The organism is Burkholderia sp. 3C, from assembly GCF_054589155.1.
This window is the reverse complement of sequence record NZ_BAAILN010000024.1, coordinates 18,784-39,049: the sequence shown is the minus strand read 5'-3', so window position 1 is coordinate 39,049 and position 20,266 is coordinate 18,784. Positions and strand designations below refer to the sequence as shown.

At 60.9% G+C, this 20,266-nt stretch carries 35 protein-coding genes; 33 read left to right on the top strand and 2 right to left on the bottom strand.

The annotated features are described in order from the left end of the window. From ACYP33_RS03555 to dsbD, 32 genes are all read left to right on the top strand, one after another. The coding region (locus tag ACYP33_RS03555) for an EF-Tu C-terminal domain-related protein (protein ID WP_459618957.1) at positions 1-164 on the top strand (164 nt) is incomplete at its 5' end. Positions 165-296: 132 nt separating this feature from the next. Beyond that, the gene (gene rpsJ / locus ACYP33_RS03550) at positions 297-608 is read left to right on the top strand and encodes a 30S ribosomal protein S10 (RefSeq protein ID WP_206125752.1); all 312 of its coding nucleotides are present in this window, start codon (positions 297-299) and stop codon (positions 606-608) included. 186 nt (positions 609-794) lie between these two features. Next, positions 795-1,445 carry a 50S ribosomal protein L3 gene (gene rplC / locus ACYP33_RS03545; RefSeq protein ID WP_414443686.1) on the top strand — a complete coding sequence of 217 codons (651 nt, stop codon included), beginning with the start codon at positions 795-797 and terminating at the stop codon, positions 1,443-1,445. Beyond that, the gene (gene rplD, locus ACYP33_RS03540) at positions 1,445-2,065 is read left to right on the top strand and encodes a 50S ribosomal protein L4 (RefSeq protein ID WP_206125754.1); all 621 of its coding nucleotides are present in this window, start codon (positions 1,445-1,447) and stop codon (positions 2,063-2,065) included. The genes rplC and rplD overlap by 1 nt, the downstream gene beginning before the upstream one ends. Further along, the gene (gene rplW, locus ACYP33_RS03535; RefSeq protein ID WP_206125755.1) at positions 2,062-2,376 is read left to right on the top strand and encodes a 50S ribosomal protein L23; all 315 of its coding nucleotides are present in this window, start codon (positions 2,062-2,064) and stop codon (positions 2,374-2,376) included. The genes rplD and rplW overlap by 4 nt, the downstream gene beginning before the upstream one ends. Positions 2,377-2,378: 2 nt before the next feature. Continuing rightward, positions 2,379-3,206 carry a 50S ribosomal protein L2 gene (rplB, locus tag ACYP33_RS03530; RefSeq protein WP_414450511.1) on the top strand — a complete coding sequence of 276 codons (828 nt, stop codon included), beginning with the start codon at positions 2,379-2,381 and terminating at the stop codon, positions 3,204-3,206. Positions 3,207-3,216: 10 nt separating this feature from the next. After that, positions 3,217-3,492, top strand: coding sequence for a 30S ribosomal protein S19 (gene rpsS / locus ACYP33_RS03525; RefSeq protein ID WP_042623627.1), 276 nt, complete (start codon positions 3,217-3,219; stop codon positions 3,490-3,492). Positions 3,493-3,504: 12 nt separating this feature from the next. Further along, positions 3,505-3,834 carry a 50S ribosomal protein L22 gene (gene rplV, locus ACYP33_RS03520; RefSeq protein WP_206125757.1) on the top strand — a complete coding sequence of 110 codons (330 nt, stop codon included), beginning with the start codon at positions 3,505-3,507 and terminating at the stop codon, positions 3,832-3,834. An 11-nt stretch (positions 3,835-3,845) separates the two neighbouring features. Beyond that, on the top strand, positions 3,846-4,646 hold the full coding sequence (rpsC, locus tag ACYP33_RS03515; RefSeq protein ID WP_414443688.1) for a 30S ribosomal protein S3: 801 nt from the start codon (positions 3,846-3,848) through the stop codon (positions 4,644-4,646). Between the two features lie 2 nt (positions 4,647-4,648). Beyond that, positions 4,649-5,065 (top strand): 50S ribosomal protein L16, encoded by a 417-nt coding sequence (gene rplP, locus ACYP33_RS03510; RefSeq protein WP_013696371.1) that lies wholly within the window; start codon positions 4,649-4,651, stop codon positions 5,063-5,065. A 9-nt stretch (positions 5,066-5,074) separates the two neighbouring features. Then, positions 5,075-5,269, top strand: coding sequence for a 50S ribosomal protein L29 (rpmC, locus tag ACYP33_RS03505; protein ID WP_004199856.1), 195 nt, complete (start codon positions 5,075-5,077; stop codon positions 5,267-5,269). After that, a complete protein-coding gene (gene rpsQ / locus ACYP33_RS03500) occupies positions 5,266-5,538 on the top strand; it encodes a 30S ribosomal protein S17 (protein WP_414443689.1) in 273 nt (90 codons plus the stop codon). Before rpmC ends, rpsQ begins: the two co-directional genes overlap by 4 nt. Positions 5,539-5,842: 304 nt before the next feature. Then, positions 5,843-6,211 (top strand): 50S ribosomal protein L14, encoded by a 369-nt coding sequence (gene rplN / locus ACYP33_RS03495; protein WP_206125760.1) that lies wholly within the window; start codon positions 5,843-5,845, stop codon positions 6,209-6,211. A gap of 9 nt (positions 6,212-6,220) precedes the next feature. Continuing rightward, positions 6,221-6,526, top strand: coding sequence for a 50S ribosomal protein L24 (gene rplX, locus ACYP33_RS03490; RefSeq protein ID WP_414443690.1), 306 nt, complete (start codon positions 6,221-6,223; stop codon positions 6,524-6,526). A gap of 13 nt (positions 6,527-6,539) precedes the next feature. Further along, positions 6,540-7,079 (top strand): 50S ribosomal protein L5, encoded by a 540-nt coding sequence (gene rplE, locus ACYP33_RS03485; RefSeq protein ID WP_206125762.1) that lies wholly within the window; start codon positions 6,540-6,542, stop codon positions 7,077-7,079. 7 nt (positions 7,080-7,086) lie between these two features. After that, complete coding sequence (rpsN, locus tag ACYP33_RS03480) at positions 7,087-7,392, top strand: 30S ribosomal protein S14 (protein WP_414443691.1); 306 nt, start codon at positions 7,087-7,089, stop codon at positions 7,390-7,392. Between the two features lie 14 nt (positions 7,393-7,406). Further along, a complete protein-coding gene (gene rpsH / locus ACYP33_RS03475; RefSeq protein WP_206125764.1) occupies positions 7,407-7,802 on the top strand; it encodes a 30S ribosomal protein S8 in 396 nt (131 codons plus the stop codon). Positions 7,803-7,817: 15 nt separating this feature from the next. Next, positions 7,818-8,348 carry a 50S ribosomal protein L6 gene (gene rplF / locus ACYP33_RS03470; protein WP_414443692.1) on the top strand — a complete coding sequence of 177 codons (531 nt, stop codon included), beginning with the start codon at positions 7,818-7,820 and terminating at the stop codon, positions 8,346-8,348. Between the two features lie 12 nt (positions 8,349-8,360). Next, complete coding sequence (gene rplR, locus ACYP33_RS03465) at positions 8,361-8,726, top strand: 50S ribosomal protein L18 (RefSeq protein ID WP_206125766.1); 366 nt, start codon at positions 8,361-8,363, stop codon at positions 8,724-8,726. 13 nt (positions 8,727-8,739) lie between these two features. Beyond that, on the top strand, positions 8,740-9,258 hold the full coding sequence (rpsE, locus tag ACYP33_RS03460) for a 30S ribosomal protein S5 (RefSeq protein WP_206125780.1): 519 nt from the start codon (positions 8,740-8,742) through the stop codon (positions 9,256-9,258). 12 nt (positions 9,259-9,270) lie between these two features. Further along, positions 9,271-9,453: a 50S ribosomal protein L30 gene (rpmD, locus tag ACYP33_RS03455; protein WP_028199571.1), complete on the top strand. Its 183-nt coding sequence runs from the start codon at positions 9,271-9,273 to the stop codon at positions 9,451-9,453. 27 nt (positions 9,454-9,480) lie between these two features. Next, a complete protein-coding gene (gene rplO, locus ACYP33_RS03450) occupies positions 9,481-9,915 on the top strand; it encodes a 50S ribosomal protein L15 (RefSeq protein ID WP_206125767.1) in 435 nt (144 codons plus the stop codon). A 43-nt stretch (positions 9,916-9,958) separates the two neighbouring features. Beyond that, the gene (gene secY / locus ACYP33_RS03445; protein ID WP_414450510.1) at positions 9,959-11,305 is read left to right on the top strand and encodes a preprotein translocase subunit SecY; all 1,347 of its coding nucleotides are present in this window, start codon (positions 9,959-9,961) and stop codon (positions 11,303-11,305) included. Between the two features lie 6 nt (positions 11,306-11,311). Beyond that, entirely contained in the window at positions 11,312-11,530 is a 219-nt protein-coding gene (gene infA, locus ACYP33_RS03440) for a translation initiation factor IF-1 (protein ID WP_012734373.1), read from the top strand. 20 nt (positions 11,531-11,550) lie between these two features. Further along, positions 11,551-11,667, top strand: a complete 117-nt coding sequence (rpmJ, locus tag ACYP33_RS03435) for a 50S ribosomal protein L36 (RefSeq protein WP_004199844.1) — start codon at positions 11,551-11,553, stop codon at positions 11,665-11,667. 36 nt (positions 11,668-11,703) lie between these two features. Further along, a complete protein-coding gene (gene rpsM, locus ACYP33_RS03430; protein WP_013696382.1) occupies positions 11,704-12,069 on the top strand; it encodes a 30S ribosomal protein S13 in 366 nt (121 codons plus the stop codon). A gap of 23 nt (positions 12,070-12,092) precedes the next feature. Next, entirely contained in the window at positions 12,093-12,494 is a 402-nt protein-coding gene (rpsK, locus tag ACYP33_RS03425; protein ID WP_012734376.1) for a 30S ribosomal protein S11, read from the top strand. A gap of 147 nt (positions 12,495-12,641) precedes the next feature. Further along, positions 12,642-13,265: a 30S ribosomal protein S4 gene (rpsD, locus tag ACYP33_RS03420; protein ID WP_414443694.1), complete on the top strand. Its 624-nt coding sequence runs from the start codon at positions 12,642-12,644 to the stop codon at positions 13,263-13,265. 122 nt (positions 13,266-13,387) lie between these two features. After that, a complete protein-coding gene (locus tag ACYP33_RS03415; RefSeq protein WP_414443695.1) occupies positions 13,388-14,365 on the top strand; it encodes a DNA-directed RNA polymerase subunit alpha in 978 nt (325 codons plus the stop codon). Positions 14,366-14,508: 143 nt separating this feature from the next. Continuing rightward, on the top strand, positions 14,509-14,901 hold the full coding sequence (rplQ, locus tag ACYP33_RS03410; RefSeq protein WP_414443696.1) for a 50S ribosomal protein L17: 393 nt from the start codon (positions 14,509-14,511) through the stop codon (positions 14,899-14,901). Between the two features lie 143 nt (positions 14,902-15,044). After that, positions 15,045-15,371 carry a divalent-cation tolerance protein CutA gene (cutA, locus tag ACYP33_RS03405; RefSeq protein ID WP_459619726.1) on the top strand — a complete coding sequence of 109 codons (327 nt, stop codon included), beginning with the start codon at positions 15,045-15,047 and terminating at the stop codon, positions 15,369-15,371. Further along, positions 15,364-17,292 carry a protein-disulfide reductase DsbD gene (dsbD, locus tag ACYP33_RS03400; protein ID WP_459619724.1) on the top strand — a complete coding sequence of 643 codons (1,929 nt, stop codon included), beginning with the start codon at positions 15,364-15,366 and terminating at the stop codon, positions 17,290-17,292. The genes cutA and dsbD overlap by 8 nt, the downstream gene beginning before the upstream one ends. Positions 17,293-17,395: 103 nt before the next feature. Here dsbD and hemB read toward each other — a convergent pair whose 3' ends face one another. Further along, positions 17,396-18,394, bottom strand: a complete 999-nt coding sequence (hemB, locus tag ACYP33_RS03395; RefSeq protein WP_414443699.1) for a porphobilinogen synthase — start codon at positions 18,392-18,394, stop codon at positions 17,396-17,398. Positions 18,395-18,637: 243 nt separating this feature from the next. Beyond that, positions 18,638-19,297 carry a ribosome biogenesis GTP-binding protein YihA/YsxC gene (yihA, locus tag ACYP33_RS03390; RefSeq protein ID WP_414450508.1) on the bottom strand — a complete coding sequence of 220 codons (660 nt, stop codon included), beginning with the start codon at positions 19,295-19,297 and terminating at the stop codon, positions 18,638-18,640. A gap of 249 nt (positions 19,298-19,546) precedes the next feature. Here yihA and ACYP33_RS03385 point away from each other — a divergent pair, with 249 nt between their 5' ends. Then, positions 19,547-20,194: a c-type cytochrome gene (locus ACYP33_RS03385; protein WP_459619722.1), complete on the top strand. Its 648-nt coding sequence runs from the start codon at positions 19,547-19,549 to the stop codon at positions 20,192-20,194. The last annotated feature ends 72 nt before the right edge of the window (positions 20,195-20,266 follow it).

Here is a 20,266-nt window from a genome sequence, read left to right as displayed (position 1 = left end):
CGATCGAACTGCCGAAGGACAAGGAAATGGTCATGCCGGGCGACAACGTGTCGATCACGGTGAAGCTGATCGCTCCGATCGCCATGGAAGAAGGTCTGCGCTTCGCAATCCGCGAAGGCGGCCGTACCGTCGGCGCTGGCGTCGTTGCAAAGATCCTCGCCTAAACGCGTCGGTCTGGTTTTGGTGTAATATGCAGCGCCCGGGAACGGGTGCTCCCTCTCCGGGGGCACCCGTTCCTACGTTCTTTTTTGTGATCTGGCGATGCAACATCGCCTCGCTCTTTTCAAGGAATTGTCATGGCTCAACAAAAAATCCGCATTCGCCTGAAGGCTTTCGACTATCGCTTGATCGATCAGTCGGCTGCCGAAATCGTCGACACCGCGAAGCGGACTGGCGCAATCGTCCGTGGCCCGGTGCCGCTGCCGACGCGCATTCAGCGTTTCGACATCCTCCGCTCGCCGCACGTCAACAAGACGTCGCGTGACCAGCTCGAAATCCGTACGCACCAGCGCCTGATGGACATCGTCGATCCGACCGACAAGACGGTTGACGCGCTGATGAAGCTCGACCTGCCGGCAGGCGTCGACGTCGAAATCAAGCTGCAGTAAGGCTTTCGGCGGATCCGGCCCCGGCCGGAAGCGCTAAGTCATTGATTGCTTGCGAAAAACGAAAAGCTTGGCTATAATGCTTGGCTTTTCGCGCATTTGCGTAAAAGCCTGCGTACCTGCCGTTCCGGCAAGCGCGGCGTTTTGTAAATTAGCCCCGACCAATCGCAGTCGGGAATGGAGAAAACGATGAGCCTTGGACTCGTAGGTCGCAAGGTTGGCATGACCCGTATTTTCACGGCTGAAGGGGATTCGATTCCCGTCACCGTGCTGGACGTGTCGGACAACCGCGTGACGCAGATCAAGACTGTTGAAACCGACGGCTACACGGCTGTTCAGGTTGCATTCGGCTCCCGTCGTGCATCGCGCGTGACGAAGCCGCTGGCAGGTCATCTCGCCAAAGCTGGCGTAGAAGCTGGTGAAGTTCTCAAGGAATTCCGTATCGATGCGACCAAGGCAGCCGAGCTGTCGAACGGCGCCATCGTCGGTCCCGATCTCTTCGAAGTAGGCCAGAAGGTCGACGTGCAAGGCGTGTCGATCGGTAAGGGCTACGCCGGTACGATCAAGCGTTATAACTTCGCTTCGGGTCGCGCATCCCACGGTAACTCGCGTTCGCACAACGTTCCGGGTTCCATCGGTATGGCGCAGGATCCGGGTCGTGTGTTCCCGGGCAAGCGAATGACGGGCCACATGGGTGACGACACGGTTACGGTTCAAAACCTCGAAATCGCACGTATCGACGCAGAGCGCAAGCTGCTGCTCGTGAAGGGTGCCATTCCGGGTGCGAAGGGCGGCAAAGTCTTCGTGACGCCGGCCGTCAAGGCCAAGGGGGCGAAATAATGGAACTCAAGCTCCTGAATGAAAATGGTCAGGAAGGTGCAGTCGTCAACGCATCGGACGCAGTGTTCGGTCGTGACTACAACGAAGCACTGATCCACCAGGTCGTCGTTGCTTACCAGGCGAACGCTCGCCAGGGTAACCGCGCGCAGAAGGATCGTGAGCAAGTCAAGCACACGACCAAGAAGCCGTGGCGTCAGAAGGGTACGGGCCGCGCTCGTGCCGGTATGTCGTCGAGCCCGCTGTGGCGCGGCGGTGGCCGTATTTTCCCGAATTCGCCGGAAGAAAACTTCTCGCACAAGGTCAACAAGAAGATGCACCGCGCAGGTCTGCGCTCCATCTTCTCGCAACTTGCCCGCGAAGGCCGTCTGTCGGTCGTTGAAGAGTTCACGCTCGAAGCGCCGAAGACCAAGCTGCTGGCCGAGAAGTTCAAGGCCATGGGCCTGGAGTCCGTGCTCGTGATCACGGACACCGTCGAAGAAAACCTGTACCTCGCGTCGCGCAACCTGCCGAATGTGGCAGTTGTCGAGCCGCGTTACGCCGACCCGCTGTCGCTGATCTACTTCAAGAAGATCCTGGTCACGAAGGCTGCGGTCGCCCAGATCGAGGAGTTGCTGTCATGAGCGAGATTCGCAAAAACGATCATCGTTTGATGCAGGTCCTGCTCGCGCCGGTAGTCTCGGAAAAGGCGACGCTGGTTGCAGACAAGAACGAGCAAGTTGTGTTCGAAGTCGCACCGGATGCCACGAAGCAGGAAGTGAAGGCCGCGGTCGAGCTGCTGTTCAAGGTGGAAGTCAATTCCGTCAACATGCTGGTCCAGAAGGGCAAGCAGAAGCGTTTCGGCCGTTCGATGGGCCGTCGCAAAGACGTGAAGAAGGCGTATGTCTGCCTGAAGCCCGGCCAGGAAATCAACTTTGAAGCGGAGGCCAAGTAATCATGGCAATCGTTAAAGTTAAGCCGACTTCGCCGGGTCGCCGTGCGATGGTCAAGGTGGTCAACAAGGATCTGCACAAGGGTAAGCCGTTCGCGGCCCTGCTCGACTCGCAGAGCGTGACCGCCGGCCGTAACAACAACGGCCGCATCACCACCCGCCATAAGGGCGGTGGTCATAAGCAACAGTACCGTATCGTCGATTTCCGTCGCAACAAGGACGGCATCCCGGCGAAGGTCGAACGTCTCGAGTATGACCCGAACCGTAGCGCGAACATTGCGCTGGTTCTGTACGCAGACGGCGAGCGTCGCTACATCATCGCGCCGAAGGGTTTGACGGTTGGCCAGCAACTCCTGTCGGGTTCGGAAGCACCGATCCGTGCAGGCAACACGCTGCCGATCCGCAACATTCCGGTCGGTACGACGATCCACTGCATCGAGATGCTGCCGGGCAAGGGTGCGCAAATCGCGCGCTCGGCCGGCACGTCGGCCATGCTGCTGGCGCGTGAAGGCGTCTACGCGCAGGTTCGTCTGCGTTCGGGCGAAATCCGCCGCGTGCACATCGAGTGCCGCGCAACGATCGGTGAAGTGGGCAACGAAGAGCACAGCCTGCGTCAGATCGGTAAGGCCGGTGCAAATCGTTGGCGCGGTATCCGCCCGACGGTCCGTGGTGTCGCGATGAACCCGATCGATCACCCGCACGGTGGTGGTGAAGGCAAGACCGCGGCAGGCCGCGATCCGGTTAGCCCGTGGGGCACGCCGGCGAAGGGCTTCCGTACGCGTAGCAACAAGCGCACGACGACGATGATCGTCCAGCGCCGTCATAAGCGCTAAGGAGTAGGCAATGGCACGTTCTGTTAAAAAAGGTCCGTTCTGCGACGCCCATTTGCTGAAGAAAGTTGAGGCAGCTGCAGCTACGCGCGACAAGAAGCCGATCAAGACCTGGTCGCGTCGCTCGACGATTCTCCCGGATTTCATTGGTCTGACGATCGCCGTGCATAACGGCCGTCAACACGTACCGGTGTACATCTCGGAAAACATGGTCGGCCACAAGCTTGGCGAGTTCGCACTGACCCGGACGTTCAAGGGTCACGCGGCCGACAAGAAGGCCAAGAAATAAGGGGCAATCAAGATGGAAGTGAAAGCAATTCATCGCGGTGCCCGCATTTCGGCGCAGAAGACGCGCCTGGTGGCTGACCAGATCCGCGGTTTGCCGGTGGACAAGGCACTGAACGTTCTGACGTTCTCGCCGAAGAAAGCCGCCGGCATCGTGAAGAAGGTCGTTTTGTCGGCCATCGCCAATGCGGAGCACAACGAAGGCGCGGATATCGACGAGCTCAAGATCAAGAGCATCCTCGTCGACAAGGCAGCGTCGCTGAAGCGTTTTACCGCGCGCGCCAAAGGCCGCGGTAACCGCATCGAGAAGCAATCCTGTCACATCACTGTGACGGTCGGGAATTAAGGGGTCGCACGATGGGACAGAAAATTCATCCGACTGGCTTCCGTTTGGCCGTCAGCCGCAATTGGGCTTCGCGTTGGTACGCGAACAACAACAATTTCGCGGCGATGCTGCAGGAAGACATCGGCGTCCGTGAGTATCTGAAGAAGAAGCTGAAGAACGCTTCGGTCGGTCGCGTCGTCATCGAGCGCCCGGCGAAGAACGCACGGATCACGATTTACAGCTCGCGTCCGGGCGTCGTCATCGGCAAGAAGGGTGAGGACATCGAGCAACTGAAGGCAGAACTGCAACGCCGCATGGGCGTTCCGGTTCACGTCAACATCGAGGAAATCCGCAAGCCGGAAACCGATGCTCAGTTGATCGCCGACTCGATCACGCAACAGCTCGAGCGTCGGATCATGTTCCGCCGCGCGATGAAGCGTGCGATGCAAAACGCCATGCGTCTGGGTGCCCAAGGCATCAAGATCATGAGCGCGGGCCGTTTGAACGGCATCGAAATCGCACGTACGGAGTGGTACCGCGAAGGCCGCGTGCCCCTGCACACGCTGCGTGCCGACATCGACTACGCGACCTCGGAAGCGAAGACGACCTACGGCATCATCGGCGTCAAGGTGTGGGTGTACAAGGGCGATACGCTGGGCCGCAACGACGCGCCGGTGGTCGAGGAAGTGACGGAAGACAAGCGTCCGCGCCGTAACGCGCGTCCGGGCGATCGTCGTCCGCGCCGTGACGGTGAAGGCGGTGGTCCGGGTGCCCGTCGTGGCGCTCCGCGTCGCGCTGCAGGCAAGCCGGAAGACGGCAAGACTGGAGAATAACGATGCTGCAACCGAAACGCAGAAAGTATCGTAAAGAGCAGAAGGGTCGCAACACCGGTATCGCGACGCGCGGCAACGCCGTCTCGTTCGGTGAATTCGGCCTGAAGGCTATCGGTCGCGGCCGTCTGACCGCGCGTCAGATCGAAGCGGCGCGTCGTGCCATGACGCGTCACATCAAGCGTGGCGGCCGTATCTGGATTCGCATTTTCCCGGACAAGCCGATTTCGCAGAAGCCGGCCGAAGTGCGGATGGGTAACGGTAAGGGTAACCCTGAGTACTACGTCGCCGAGATTCAGCCGGGCAAGATGCTGTATGAAATGGATGGCGTAACCGAAGAACTGGCACGCGAAGCGTTCCGTCTGGCTGCAGCGAAGCTGCCGCTGAAGACGGCGTTCATCGTTCGTCAGCTCGGCGCCTAAGGAGAAAATATGAAGGCTTCCGAACTTCTCCAGAAAGATCAGGCAGCGCTCAACAAGGAGCTGTCGGATCTGCTTAAGGCGCAATTCGGCCTGCGCATGCAACTCGCGACCCAGCAGCTCACGAACACGAGCCAGCTGAAGAAGGTGCGTCGCGACATCGCTCGTGTGCGGACCGTCCTGACTCAGAAGGCGAACCAGAAATGAACGATAGCGTAAAAACCTCGCTCAAGCGGACGCTCGTCGGTCGGGTTGTCAGCAACAAGATGGATAAAACCGTCACGGTGCTGATCGAAAACCGCGTCAAGCATCCGATCTACGGCAAGTACGTTGTGCGCTCGAAGAAGTATCACGCGCACGACGAGGCTAACACCTACAACGAAGGCGATCTCGTCGAGATCCAGGAAACGCGTCCTCTCTCGAAGACGAAGGCCTGGACGGTGTCGCGCCTGGTCGAAGCAGCCCGCGTCATCTAAGCGGGAGGGCCGAAAGGCCCACAAGCAGTAGCAGTGCTTGAAGTCGCAAAGTTTTTGCTTGCGTGGCCGGGATTATTTGTTATAATCCCGGTCTTCCCTCTGTATGGGAGCCCCGTCGCGGGCAAAGTCTCGGTGGGGGAAGCGGGCTGACGTCCTGTCAGTTCGATAGATTCACCGATTTGCGATGGCGGGTTTCGTTTGCCGTCGCTGCTGTTCAAACCCAAGCAGCCGATTGGCTGACGGGACCAAGACTGACCGTATGCCTCATGGTGGGGTATCCGGATTAAGTTGGGAAAGATAAACCATGATCCAGACCGAATCTCGGCTTGAAGTGGCCGACAACACGGGTGCACGCGAAGTTCTGTGCATCAAGGTGCTCGGCGGCTCGAAGCGTCGTTATGCCAGCATTGGCGACATCATCAAGGTGACCGTCAAGGAAGCAACGCCGCGCGGGCGCGTGAAGAAAGGCGAAATCTACAACGCCGTGGTGGTTCGCACCGCCAAGGGCGTACGTCGTCAAGACGGTTCGCTGATCAAGTTCGACGGCAACGCCGCTGTGCTTTTGAACAACAAGCTCGAGCCGATCGGCACCCGTATTTTCGGGCCGGTCACGCGTGAGCTGCGTAGCGAACGATTCATGAAGATCGTTTCGCTGGCGCCGGAAGTGCTGTAAGGAGTCGCGATGAATAAGATTCGCAAGGGTGACGAAATCATCGTCATCACCGGCAAGGACAAGGGCAAGCGCGGTGTCGTGCTGGCCGTCGGTGCCGAACATGTCACTGTCGAAGGTATCAACCTCGTCAAGAAGCATGTGAAGCCGAACCCGATGAAGGGTACGACGGGTGGCGTGGAAGCGAAGACGATGCCGCTGAACATTTCGAACGTCGCATTGGTCGACGCGAACGGCAAGGCTTCGCGTGTTGGTATCAAGGTCGAAGAAGGCAAGAAGGTCCGCTTTCTGAAGACGACTGGTGCCGTGCTGGCCTGACCGGAGTATAGAAATGGCACGTTTTCAAGAGTTTTACAAAGAAACGGTAGTTCCCGGCCTGGTCGAGAAGTTCGGCTACAAGTCGATCATGGAAGTGCCGCGCATCACCAAGATCACCCTGAACATGGGCCTTGGCGAAGCGATCGCTGACAAGAAGATCATCGAGAACGCCGTTGGCGATCTGACGAAGATCGCTGGTCAGAAGCCCGTCGTGACGAAGGCTCGCAAGGCAATTGCAGGCTTCAAGATCCGTCAAGGCTATCCGATCGGTGCGATGGTGACGCTGCGTGGTCGTGCGATGTACGAATTCCTCGATCGTTTCGTGACGGTTGCCCTGCCCCGCGTGCGCGATTTCCGCGGCGTGTCGGGTCGTGCATTCGACGGCCGTGGCAATTACAACATCGGTGTGAAAGAGCAGATCATTTTCCCCGAAATCGATTACGACAAGATCGACGCGCTGCGTGGGCTGAACATCAGCATCACGACGACCGCGAAGACCGACGACGAAGCGAAGGCACTGCTCGCCAGCTTCAAGTTCCCGTTCAGAAACTGAGGTTACCGTGGCTAAACTGGCACTGATCGAACGTGAAAAGAAGCGTGCTCGCCTGGCAGCAAAGTTCGCACCGAAGCGTGCGGCACTGAAGGCGGTTATCGACGACGCGAGCAAGTCGGACGAAGAGCGCTACACCGCACGTCTCGAACTGCAACAACTGCCCCGCAATTCGAACCCGACCCGCAAGCGTAACCGCTGTGCGATTACGGGCCGTCCGCGTGGCACGTTCCGTAAATTCGGCCTCGCGCGTAACAAGATTCGTGAAATCGCTTTCCGCGGCGAGATTCCTGGCCTGACCAAGGCGAGCTGGTAATAGGAGAAACGTAAATGAGCATGAGTGATCCTATCGCCGATATGCTGACTCGCATCCGCAACGCGCAGATGGTCGAGAAGGTGTCGGTGGCAATGCCCTCGTCGAAAGTCAAGATCGCGATCGCCCAAGTCCTGAAGGACGAAGGCTACATCGATGATTTCGCGATCAAGACCGAAGGCGCGAAGGCAGAACTGAATATTGCACTGAAGTACTACGCTGGCCGCCCGGTCATCGAACGCCTCGAGCGCGTTTCGAAGCCTGGCCTGCGCGTGTACCGCGGTCGCAATGACATCCCTCAGGTCATGAATGGCCTGGGTGTGGCAATCGTGTCGACGCCCAAGGGCGTGATGACTGATCGCAAGGCGCGCGCTACCGGCGTCGGCGGCGAAGTCATCTGCTACGTCGCTTAATCGAGGAGAAAGAATATGTCTCGAGTAGGTAAAAGCCCGATCGCGCTGCAAGGCGCCGAGGTGACGTTGGCAAACGGCTCCATCACCGTGAAGGGTCCGTTGGGCACGATCGCGCAAGTGGTGAATCCGCTTGTGACGGTGGTGAACAACGACGGCACGCTGAACCTGGCGCCGGTCGACGAAAGCCGCGAAGCAAATGCACTGTCGGGCACGATGCGCGCGATTATCGCGAACATGGTGCAAGGCGTGACCAAGGGTTTCGAGCGCAAGCTGACGCTGGTTGGCGTTGGTTATCGTGCGCAGGCGCAAGGCGACAAGCTGAACCTGTCGCTGGGTTTCTCGCACCCGGTGGTGCACCAGATGCCGGAAGGCATCAAGGCTGAAACCCCGACGCAAACCGAAATCGTGATCAAGGGGATCAACAAGCAACAAGTCGGTCAAGTAGCTGCGGAAGTTCGCGGTTACCGTCCGCCGGAGCCCTACAAGGGCAAGGGCGTGCGCTATTCCGACGAGGTTGTGATCCTCAAAGAAACGAAGAAGAAGTAAGGGTGCGCAATCATGGATAAGACTCAATCTCGCCTGCGCCGCGCTCGCCAGACGCGTATCAAGATCGCTGAGCTGCAGGTCGCGCGTCTCGCCGTGCATCGCACGAATTCGCACATCTACGCTCAAGTGTTCTCGCCGTGCGGCACCAAGGTGGTTGCCAGTGCGTCGACGCTCGAAGCCGAAGTGCGTGCGCAGCTGGCTGATCTGTCGGGCAAGGGCGGCAACGTCAATGCAGCGACTCTGATCGGTCAGCGTATCGCCGAGAAGGCCAAGGCCGCCGGCATCGAATCCGTCGCCTTTGACCGCTCGGGCTTCCGCTACCATGGCCGCGTGAAGGCGCTGGCTGATGCAGCTCGCGAAGCTGGGCTCAAGTTCTAAGGAAGAATTCGTCATGGCAAAGATGCAAGCGAAAGTTCAGGCCGACGAGCGCGACGACGGCCTTCGCGAAAAAATGATTTCGGTCAATCGCGTGACCAAGGTTGTGAAGGGTGGCCGTATTCTCGGCTTCGCCGCACTGACCGTGGTTGGCGACGGTGATGGCCGCGTCGGCATGGGCAAGGGCAAGGCGAAGGAAGTGCCGGTTGCTGTCCAGAAGGCAATGGAGCAGGCTCGCCGCAACATGTTCAAGGTGCCGTTGAAGAACGGTACGCTGCAACATGAAGTGCACGGCAAGCACGGCGCATCCGCTGTCCTCCTCGCCCCGGCGAAGGATGGTACGGGCGTGATCGCTGGTGGTCCGATGCGTGCCGTGTTCGACGTGATGGGCGTGCAAAACGTCGTCGCGAAGAGCCATGGCTCGACGAACCCGTACAACCTGGTTCGTGCAACGCTCGACGGCCTGCGCAAGCAGTCGACGCCGGCTGACATTGCTGCCAAGCGCGGCAAGTCCGTCGAAGAAATTTTGGGCTAAGCGGTGGTCACCATGTCTGATAAAACTGTCAAGGTTCAGCTCGTCAAGAGCCTGATTGGGACCCGCGAAACTCACCGTGCCACCGTGCGTGGCCTGGGTCTGCGTCGCCTCAACTCGGTCAGCGAGCTGCAGGATACGCCGGCGGTGCGCGGCATGATCAACAAGGTTTCGTACCTTGTTAAGGTCATCGGCTAAGCGCCGACTACCGATCTAGGAGTTGATATGGAATTGAATAACCTGAAGCCGGCAGAAGGCGCGAAGCATGCTAAGCGTCGCGTCGGCCGCGGCATCGGTTCCGGCCTCGGTAAGACGGCCGGCCGTGGTCACAAGGGTCAGAAATCGCGTTCGGGCGGTTTCCACAAGGTTGGCTTCGAAGGCGGTCAAATGCCGCTGCAACGTCGTCTGCCGAAGCGCGGCTTCACGTCGCTGACGAAGGAATTCGTCGGTGAAGTGCGTCTGGGCGACCTCGAGAAGCTGCCGGTCGACGAGATCGATCTGCTCGCACTGAAGCAAGCCGGCCTGGTCGGCGAGCTGACGAAGAGCGCAAAGATCATCGCCACGGGCGAACTGAAGCGCAAGATTGTCGTGAAGGGTCTCGGTGCGACGAAGTCGGCGCGCGCAGCGATCGAAGCGGCTGGCGGTTCGTTTGCCGAGTAACGCACTCACGTGCCGTTACTAGCATCTGCATCGGAGAAGATACTTGGCTAACAGCCCGAGTCTCGCAAAACCCGGTCGTAGCACGGCGAAGTTCGGCGATCTGCGCCGGCGAGCAATGTTCTTGCTCCTGGCGTTGCTCGTCTATCGCGTCGGCGCGCACATCCCGGTTCCGGGTATCGATCCGGATCAACTGGCGAAGCTGTTCCAGAGCCAGTCAGGCGGCATCCTGGGCATGTTCAACATGTTCTCGGGTGGTGCGTTGTCCCGCTTTACGATCTTCGCGCTGGGGATCATGCCGTACATCTCCGCGTCGATCATCATGCAGTTGCTGGCGATCGTTTCGCCGCAGCTCGAGGCGCTGAAGAAGGAAGGGCAGGCGGGGCAACGGAAGATCACGCAGTACACGCGTGTCTTTACCGTCGTTCTGGCTACGTTCCAGGCCTTCGGCATCGCGGCTGCGCTGGGCAATCAGCCGGGGCTCGTGATCGATCCGGGCGTGTTGTTCCGTCTCACGACGGTCGTCACGCTGGTGACCGGCACGATGTTCCTGATGTGGCTCGGTGAGCAGATCACGGAACGCGGTCTGGGCAACGGTATTTCGATCATCATCTTCGGCGGTATCGCATCGGGGCTTCCGAACTCGGTGGGTTCGCTGTTCGATCTGGTGAGCACGGGCGCAATGGGTTATGCGTCGGCGATCATCATCGTCGTGCTGATCGCTGCGGTGACTTACCTGGTCGTGTTCATCGAACGCGGTCAGCGCAAGATCCTCGTGAATTACGCGAAGCGTCAGGTAGGCAACAAGATTTACGGTGGGCAGTCGTCGCACCTGCCGCTGAAGTTGAACATGTCGGGCGTGATTCCGCCGATCTTCGCATCGTCGATCATCCTGTTCCCGGCAACGATCCTGAGCTGGTTCAGTTCGGGTGAGCACAAGAGCTGGCTTTCCGACACGCTGCATAATGTGGCGGAAGCGCTGAAGCCGGGTCAGCCGGTGTATGTGCTGTTGTACACGCTGGCGATCGTGTTTTTCTGCTTCTTCTACACCGCACTGGTGTTCAACAGCAGGGAAACGGCGGATAACCTGAAGAAAAGCGGCGCGTTTGTTCCGGGCATCCGTCCGGGCGACCAAACCGCACGATATATCGACCGCATCCTCACGCGTCTGACGCTGGCCGGTGCGATCTACATCGTCTTCGTGTGTCTGCTCCCGGAATTTCTGGTGCTGCGTTGGAATGTACCGTTTTATTTTGGTGGAACGTCGCTGCTGATCATTGTCGTCGTCACGATGGACTTCATGGCGCAGGTGCAGTCGTACGTTATGTCGCAACAGTATGAGTCGCTGCTCAAGAAAGCCAATTTCAAGGGCGGCAACATTCCAGTGCGTTGAACGATCATGGCCAAAGACGATGTGATCCAGATGCAGGGTGAGGTGGTTGAAAACCTTCCCAATGCTACCTTCCGTGTGAAGCTGGAAAACGGCCATGTCGTACTGGGGCATATCTCGGGCAAGATGCGGATGCACTACATCCGTATCCTTCCGGGCGACAAGGTGACGGTTGAATTGACGCCTTACGATCTGTCGCGTGCGCGGATCGTGTTCCGGGCGAAGTGATTTGTAAAAAGGGTAATATCATGAAAGTGATGGCATCGGTTAAGCGCATTTGCCGCAATTGCAAGATCATCAAGCGTAAAGGCGTTGTTCGCGTGATCTGCAGCTCGGACCCGCGCCATAAACAGCGTCAAGGCTGATTGCGCTTGTTTGCGCTTTTTGTTTGAGGAAAAACAATGGCTCGTATCGCAGGGGTTAACATCCCGAATCACCAGCATACCGAGATCGGCCTGACGGCGATTTTCGGTGTCGGCCGCACGCGCGCTCGCAGCATTTGCGTCGCAGCAGGCGTCGAATTCTCGAAGAAGGTCAAAGACCTGAACGACGCAGACCTCGAAAAGCTGCGTGAAGAAGTGGGCAAGTTTGTCGTCGAAGGCGATCTGCGCCGTGAAGTGACGATGAACATCAAGCGCCTGATGGACCTCGGTTGCTACCGCGGCGTCCGCCATCGCAAGGGTCTGCCGATGCGTGGCCAGCGTACGCGTACGAATGCACGTACCCGTAAGGGTCCGCGCCGCGCCGCTCAAGCGCTGAAGAAATAAGCTGACAGTTACAGGAAAACGTCATGGCTAAGGCTTCCAATAACGCGGCTCAACGCGTTCGCAAGAAGGTTAAGAAGAACGTCGCGGAAGGTGTGGTTCACGTCCACGCTTCGTTCAACAACACGATCATCACGATCACCGATCGTCAGGGCAACGCCCTGGCGTGGGCGACGTCGGGCGGCCAAGGCTTCAAGGGCTCGCGCAAGTCGACCCCCTTCGCAGCGCAGGTTGCCGCCGAGTCGGCAGGCCGTGTCGCGATGGAATACGGCGTGAAGAACCTCGAAGTGCGTATCAAGGGCCCGGGCCCGGGTCGTGAGTCGGCAGTGCGTGCACTGCATGGCCTCGGCATCAAGATCACGGCGATTTCCGACGTGACCCCGATCCCGCACAACGGCTGCCGTCCGCCGAAGCGCCGCCGCATCTAAGATGCCCGGTGCAGCCTGTCGTCGCCTCAGGGCGGCTACGGGCAACGTAGTTGATTGCGTTGATTGACTAAGTCCACCGTTCGGCCCAAAGGGCACGAACTAGCGCGGTTGTTGCAGCCGCGTGAAGCTAGATAGAGGAAACACAAAGTGGCACGTTATACCGGCCCCAAGGCCAAGCTGTCCCGCCGCGAAGGCACCGACCTGTTCCTGAAGAGCGCGCGCCGCTCGCTCGCCGACAAGTGCAAGCTTGACAGCAAGCCGGGTCAGCACGGCCGCACCTCGGGTGCGCGTACGTCCGACTACGGTACGCAGCTGCGTGAAAAGCAGAAGGTCAAGCGCATTTACGGTGTGCTGGAGCGCCAGTTCCGCCGTTACTTCGCCGATGCCGATCGTCGCAAGGGCAACACGGGTGAAAACCTGCTGCAACTGCTCGAATCGCGCCTGGACAACGTCGTGTACCGCATGGGCTTCGGCTCGACTCGCGCAGAAGCGCGCCAGCTCGTGGGCCACAAGGCCATCACGGTGAACGGCGTCGTGTCGAACATTCCGTCGCTGCAAGTCAAGGCTGGCGACGTCATCTCGATCCGCGAAAAGTCGAAGAAGCAAGCGCGTATCGTCGAAGCGCTGTCGCTGGCTGAACAAGGCGGCATGCCGAGCTGGGTCGCGGTCGACGCGAAGAAGTTCGAAGGCACGTTCAAGCAAGTGCCGGAGCGCGCTGAAATTGCAGGCGACATCAACGAAAGCCTGATCGTCGAATTGTATTCGCGTTAATCGGATTGATAGCCGAGGTACCCTGCTTGCGAAGCGCCGGCAGGGCCTCGGCTCTTCATTTTCAGGTGTTACCGGTCAGCCTTATCGGTGTAACGAGCCGAGGGTATTGAAAAGGAAAACCTATGCAAACCAGTTTGTTGAAACCCAAGATCATCGCCGTGGAATCGCTTGGCGAGAACCATGCGAGAGTGGTCATGGAGCCGTTCGAACGCGGCTATGGCCATACCTTGGGCAATGCGCTCCGTCGCGTGCTGCTGTCATCGATGATCGGCTATGCGCCGACCGAGGTGACGATCGCCGGCGTGGTGCACGAGTATTCGACGCTTGATGGTGTGCAAGAGGATGTCGTCAACCTGCTGCTGAACCTGAAGGGCGTGGTGTTCAAGCTGCACAACCGCGACGAAGTCACGGTGACGCTGCGCAAGGATGGCGAAGGGATCGTGACGGCCGGCGACATCGAACTCGCGCATGACTGCGAGATCATCAACCCGGAACACGTGATCGCTCACTTGACGAAGGGCGGCAAGCTCGACGTCCAGATCAAGATCGAGAAGGGCCGCGGCTATGTGCCGGGCAACGTGCGTCGTTATGGCGAAGACTCCGCGAAGATCATCGGCCGCATCGTGCTCGACGCATCGTTCTCGCCGGTTCGCCGCGTCAGCTACTCGGTCGAAAGCGCCCGTGTCGAACAGCGTACCGACCTCGACAAGCTCGTGATGAACATCGAAACGAGCGGCGTGATCACCCCGGAAGAAGCGATCCGCCAGTCGGCTCGCATCCTGGTCGATCAGCTGTCGGTGTTCGCTGCACTGGAAGGCACGGAAACGGCAGCGGAAGCACCGTCGCGTGCACCGCAGATCGATCCGATCCTGCTGCGTCCGGTGGACGATCTCGAACTGACGGTTCGTTCCGCGAACTGCCTGAAGGCCGAGAACATCTACTACATCGGCGACCTGATCCAGCGTACGGAAAACGAGCTGCTGAAGACGCCGAACCTGGGCCGCAAGTCGCTGAACGAGATCAAGGAAGTCCTCGCTTCGCGTGGCCTGACGCTCGGCATGAAGCTCGAAAACTGGCCGCCGGCTGGTCTCGACAAGTAATCGCACGACAGTCATAGCGTCGTCATCTAGTCAAGACGCGGATTTTCCTTTAGAATCCGCGTCTTGCTTTTTTCTACCGGCCCGTGCGCCCTTGAGGCGCGATAGAAGAGCTGGATCAAAACTTTGAATCAAGGAAACTGAAAATGCGTCACCGTCATGGTTTGCGGAAACTGAACCGCACGAGCAGCCACCGTCTGGCAATGCTCCGTAACATGTCCAATTCGCTGATCGAGCACGAAGTCATCAAGACCACGCTGCCGAAGGCCAAGGAACTGCGCAAGGTTGTCGAGCCCCTCATCACGCTGGGCAAGAAGCCGTCGCTGGCAAACCGTCGTCTGGCGTTCAACCGCCTGCGCGATCGTGACTCGGTCACGAAGCTGTTCGAAGTGCTGGGCCCGCGTTTCTCGACCCGCCCGGGCGGCTACCTGCGTATCCTGAAGTTCGGCTTCCGCGTTGGCGATAACGCGCCGATGGCACTGGTCGAATTGCTCGACCGTCCGGAAGTCTCGGAAGAGAACATCCAGGAAACGGAATAAGTTTTATCCGTTGTCCCAAAAAGCCAGGCCGATGCCTGGCTTTTTTGTTGCCTGGCGCTTTGTAAGCCGCGCAGCGCACCGAGCGCGCAATGCCTGGGCCTGCGTTAGGATAGGGCGTTTTGCGAATGCCGCAGGAGACGTCGATGGTGATCGTTCTGATGATGACGACCGTGCCCGATGAGGCCACGGCCCGCTCGCTCGCCGATGGCGCGCTGGGCGGCCGGCTCGCGGCCTGCGTGTCGGAACTCGGCACGATCCGCTCGAGTTACCACTGGCAGGGCAAGATCGAATCCGCGCAGGAGATCCAGTTGTTGTTCAAGACGAGTGCCCAGCGCTCGCTCGAGCTCGAACGCTTCATCGCGTCCCATCATCCCTACGAGACGCCCGAAATCGTCTCGTGGCAGGCCACCGCATCCGACGCCTATGGCGCCTGGGTGGCGGCCGAAACTCAACGCCTGTTCCATGTCTGATCGTCAATTTACGGCCACCGGGTGGCGCCTGCTGCTCGCCGCCTTTGCCCTGTTTGCGGCGCTGTTCGGCCTGTCGTCGGCCGCGCGCGCCGATGCCGATTTCCTCGATCCTTCGGTCGCGTTCCGCTTCAGTTCGAGCGAAGCGCCGGGGCAGGTCGATCTGCACTTCAAGATCGCGGACGGCTACTACATGTACCGCGAGCGCTTCGTGTTCGCGGTGAAGAGCGGCAATGCGACGCTCGGCGACGCGCAGATGCCGGCCGGACATGTGAAGTACGACGAGACGTTCGCCAAGAACGTCGAAACCTATCGCGGCGACCTGGTCGTGCATCTGCCGGTGACGAAGGCGTCCGGGCCGTTCGACCTGTCGGTGACGTCCCAGGGTTGCGCCGACGGCGGGATCTGCTATCCGCCGGCCGAGCATGTGGTGCACGTCGATGGCGCGGCGCTGACGGCGGCGGCCGCGCAATCGGTGGCGCCGCAATCCTCCGCAGCGCCTGCCTCCCCGGCGGCCCCGTCGATATCCGCTCCGGCTGCTGCTACCCCCACCGCCGCTGCAACCGACGGTAGCTGGTACGAGCGCGTGACGAGCGCCGATTACGCTCAATCGCTGCTCGAAGGCCATGGTTTCGTGACGATCCTCGCGCTGTTCTTCGTCGCCGGCATGGTGTTGAGCCTCCTGCCCTGCTCCTATCCGATGATCCCGATCCTCTCGGCGATCATCATCGGCGAAGGCACGCAGGCCACGCGCACGCGCAGTTTCCTGCTGTCGCTGACCTACGTGGTGGGGATGGCGCTGGTCTATACGGTGCTCGGGATTGCTGCGGCGCTGGTCGGGCAGAGCCTCGGCGCATGGCTGCAGAACCCGTGGATGCTCGGCGCGTTCGGCCTGCTGCTGACGGTGTTCGCGTTGACGCTGATCGGCGGCATCGACATCTCGCTGCCGCAACGCTGGCAGGACGGCGCCGCGCAGGCGTCGAGCCGCCGTTCCGGCGGCCGCTTCCTGGCGGTCGCGACGATGGGCGCGCTGTCGGCGCTGGTGGTCGGTGCCTGCATGACGGCGCCGCTGTTCGCCGTGCTGGCGTTCATCGCACACACCGGCAACGCGTTGCTGGGCGGCGCCGCGCTGTTCGCGATGGGGCTCGGCCTCGGCGTGCCGTTGCTGATCATCGGCCTGGGCGCCGGCACGCTGCTGCCGCGCGCGGGTGCCTGGATGGACGGCGTGAAGGTGTTCTTCGGCGTGGTGCTGCTTGCAGCCGCGCTCTGGATCGTCTGGCCGGTGCTCGGCGCGTCGCTGCAGATCGGCCTGGCCGCGCTCTGGCTGCTGATTGCCGCCGCCGCGACCGGCTTGTTCACGCCGGCCGCGGGCGGCACCTCGATCTGGCGCCGTCTGGGCCGGGGCGTGGGCGCGGCGTTCGCGATCTGGGCCGCGGTGCTGCTGGTGGGCCTCGCCGCCGGTTCGACCGATCCGTTGCGTCCGCTGTCGGTGTTTGCCTCGCGAGGCGGCGCAGCCGCTGCGCCCGGCGCGGCGGTGGCGGCCGCGCACGAAGGCCCGGTGTTCGCGCCGGTGCGCTCCAGCGCGGAGCTGGATCAGGTGGTCAAGACCGCCGGCCGCCCCGTGATGCTCGATTTCTATGCCGACTGGTGCGTGTCGTGCAAGGAGATGGAGCACCTGACCTTCACCGATCCGCGCGTGCAAGCGCGTCTGGCGCAACTGCATCTGGTGCGCGCTGACGTCACGGCCAATAACGCCGACGATCAGGCACTGCTTAAGCGCTTCGGCCTGTTCGGGCCACCGGGCATCATCGTGTTCGGCGCCGACGGGCACGAACTGGGCCGCGTGGTCGGCTATCAGGCGGCCGACCGCTTCCTGCGCAGCCTCGATCGCGCCGGTGCACCGGCGACCTCGCCCGCGGCTTGAGCAGGGGCGGCGAGCCTTATCGCCGCCGCATGAAAAAACGGCGAAGCGCTGAACACGCTTCGCCGTTTTTGCATTTCGCAGCGCGCCGTCGGGCGCGCGCGGCTTACTTCTGGTCGCGCAGCAACCGGGCCGCGTCGAGCGCGAAATAGGTCAGCACGCCGTCCGCGCCCGCGCGCTTGAACGCGAGCAGCGATTCGAGCACCACCTTGTCGTGGTCGAGCCAGCCGTTCTGCGCGGCGGCCTTCAGCATCGCGTACTCGCCGCTGACCTGATAGACGTAGGTCGGGAAGCGGAACTCGTCCTTCACGCGGCGCACGATATCGAGGTAGGGCATGCCCGGCTTCACCATCACCATGTCCGCGCCTTCCTCGATGTCGAGCCGGACTTCACGCAGCGCCTCGTCGGAATTCGACGGATCCATCTGGTACGTCATCTTGTTGCTCTTGCCGAGGTTCGAGGCCGAGCCGACCGCATCGCGGAACGGGCCGTAGAACGCCGACGCGAACTTGGCCGAGTAGGCCATGATGCGCGTGTGGATATGGCCGTCGCTTTCGAGCGCTTCGCGGATCGAGCCGATCCGGCCGTCCATCATGTCCGACGGCGCGACGATGTCGACGCCGGCTTCGGCCTGCGCGAGCGCCTGCTCGACCAGGATCTCGATCGTGTCGTCGTTGATCACGTAGCCGTTGGCGTCGAGCACGCCGTCCTGGCCATGGCTCGTGTACGGATCGAGTGCCACATCGGTCAGCACGCCGAGGTCCGGGAAATGCTTTTTCAGCTCGCGCACGGCGCGCGGGATCAGGCCGGCCGGGTTGGTCGCCTCGCGACCGTCGGGCGTCTTCAGCGACGGCTCGATGGCCGGAAACAGGGACAGCACGGGCACGCCGAGCGCAACGCATTGTTCGGCCACGCCCATCAGCAGATCGACCGAGACGCGCTCGACGCCGGGCATCGACGGCACCGCCTGGCGCACGTTGGTGCCTTCGACGACGAAGACGGGCAGGATCAGATCGTTGGTGGTGAGGATGTTTTCACGCATCAGGCGACGCGAGAAATCGTCGCGGCGCATTCTGCGCGGGCGATGCAAGGGATGGAGGCTCATGACGGAATCGCTGGAATCAGTCTGAAGGTTGGCTTACGGCAGCCTTCGGTGAAATTTCGAGACAATGGTATATGATAGCGATCGAGTTACGCGTAAGCGCGGCACTCCCCGCTTCTCCTCCCTGAGCGGGTGCCTGTCGTAGTTTGATTAGGCTGTTTGACCCGCCGTTTCACGGCGGGTTTTTTTATGCGCTAACCGACGGCAAGCCTCCGTTCGGGGCCGCGCCTCTACGGCGCGGAGCGGTCATTCTGCTACAGCTGCGTCATTTTCGCCGGCGACCGACGGACGCAGCCAGCCTTCGATCTGCGTGTGCGCGTCGTCGATCCCCACGCGCTTGAGCGCCGAAAACAACTGGCAGGTCAGCTCGCCTGCATAGCCGGCTTCGCGATAGGCCTTCAGTTCATTCTGCGTGCCGCGCAGCGCGAGGATGCTTTCCTGGCGAGTCAATTTGTCGCATTTCGTCAGCAGCGTGTGGATCGGCTTGCCGGTCGGCGCGAACCACTCGATCATGCGGCGGTCCAGATCGGTCAGCGGCCGGCGCGAATCCATCATCAGGATCATGCCGCGCAATTGGGACCGGGTCTTCAGATAGGCCGACAGCAGTGCTTCCCAATGCGCCTTGGCCGCGTTGGGTACTTCCGCGTAGCCGTAGCCGGGCAGGTCGACCAGATTGGCGATCGGTTCGGCTTCGGGGCCGACCGAGAAATAGTTGATGTGCTGGGTGCGGCCGGGCGTTTTCGACGCGAAGGCAAGCCGTTTCTGATTGCACAGGATGTTGATTGCCGTCGATTTGCCCGCGTTGGACCGGCCGGCAAACGCGATTTCCGGGATCACCGTGGGCGGCAAATCGCGCAGATGATTGACGGTCGTATAGAAACGGGCTTGATGGAGCAGGAAGGCCATGGGAGCGGAGGGGGCGAGGGCGCGCTGGAGCGCGCGTGAAGGCGGGATGCCCCGCAATGATCCGCTCGGTTGGATACACGGAAATCCGCGCAATAACCCTGATAGCCGGAACGGGGCTTTAAACACCATATTGTACAATACGGCGGTTTCCGCGAAGCCCTGCGGGCGGGTTGCAGAGGTTTTCTGCTGTAGACTGGCTACCGTCGTTTGCAAAACTCAAATTCCCACAAGACGAAACAGGGTGTGCGAATGAATCGACTGTGCAAGTCTCTGATCACGCTTCAGGTTGCGGCAGGGTTCACGGGTTTCGCGACACAGGCGTACGCAGCGGAACCGGCCAAGCCGGATCTCGAGCGCGGCAAGGCGATCGCCACGGCGGTCTGCGCGTCGTGTCATGGCGCGGACGGCAACAGCGCAACGGCGGCGTTTCCCAAGCTGGCCGGCCAGCATCCCGAATATCTGCTCAAGCAACTGCACGATTTCAAGACGCAGCCGGGTGCGAAAGCACCGGCGCGCAGCAGTGCGGTGATGGCCGGGTTTGCCGGCGCGTTGAGCGAGGCGGATGCGCGTAACGTGGCCGCCTATTACGGTTCGCAAACGGCAAAACCGGGTGTCGCGCGCGACGCGGCCACGGTCGCGCGGGGCCAGAAGATCTACCGTGGCGGGATCGCCGAGAAGGGCGTGCCGGCGTGTGCCAGTTGTCATGGCCCGACCGGGCAGGGCATCCCGGCGCAGTATCCGCGCCTGTCGGGGCAGTGGGCCGATTACACGGTCGCGCAACTCACGGCCTTCCAGCAGGGCGCACGCAACAACAACGAGCCGATGCATCAGATCGCATCGCGCCTGTCGGACAGCGAAGTGAAGGCGGTGGCCGATTACGTGGCCGGCCTGCACTGAGCGCGACGGGCAACGGATGGTCCGCCTGTCATCGCGGGTGACGGGTACAAGAACGAAAGAAAGGGTGGGGCG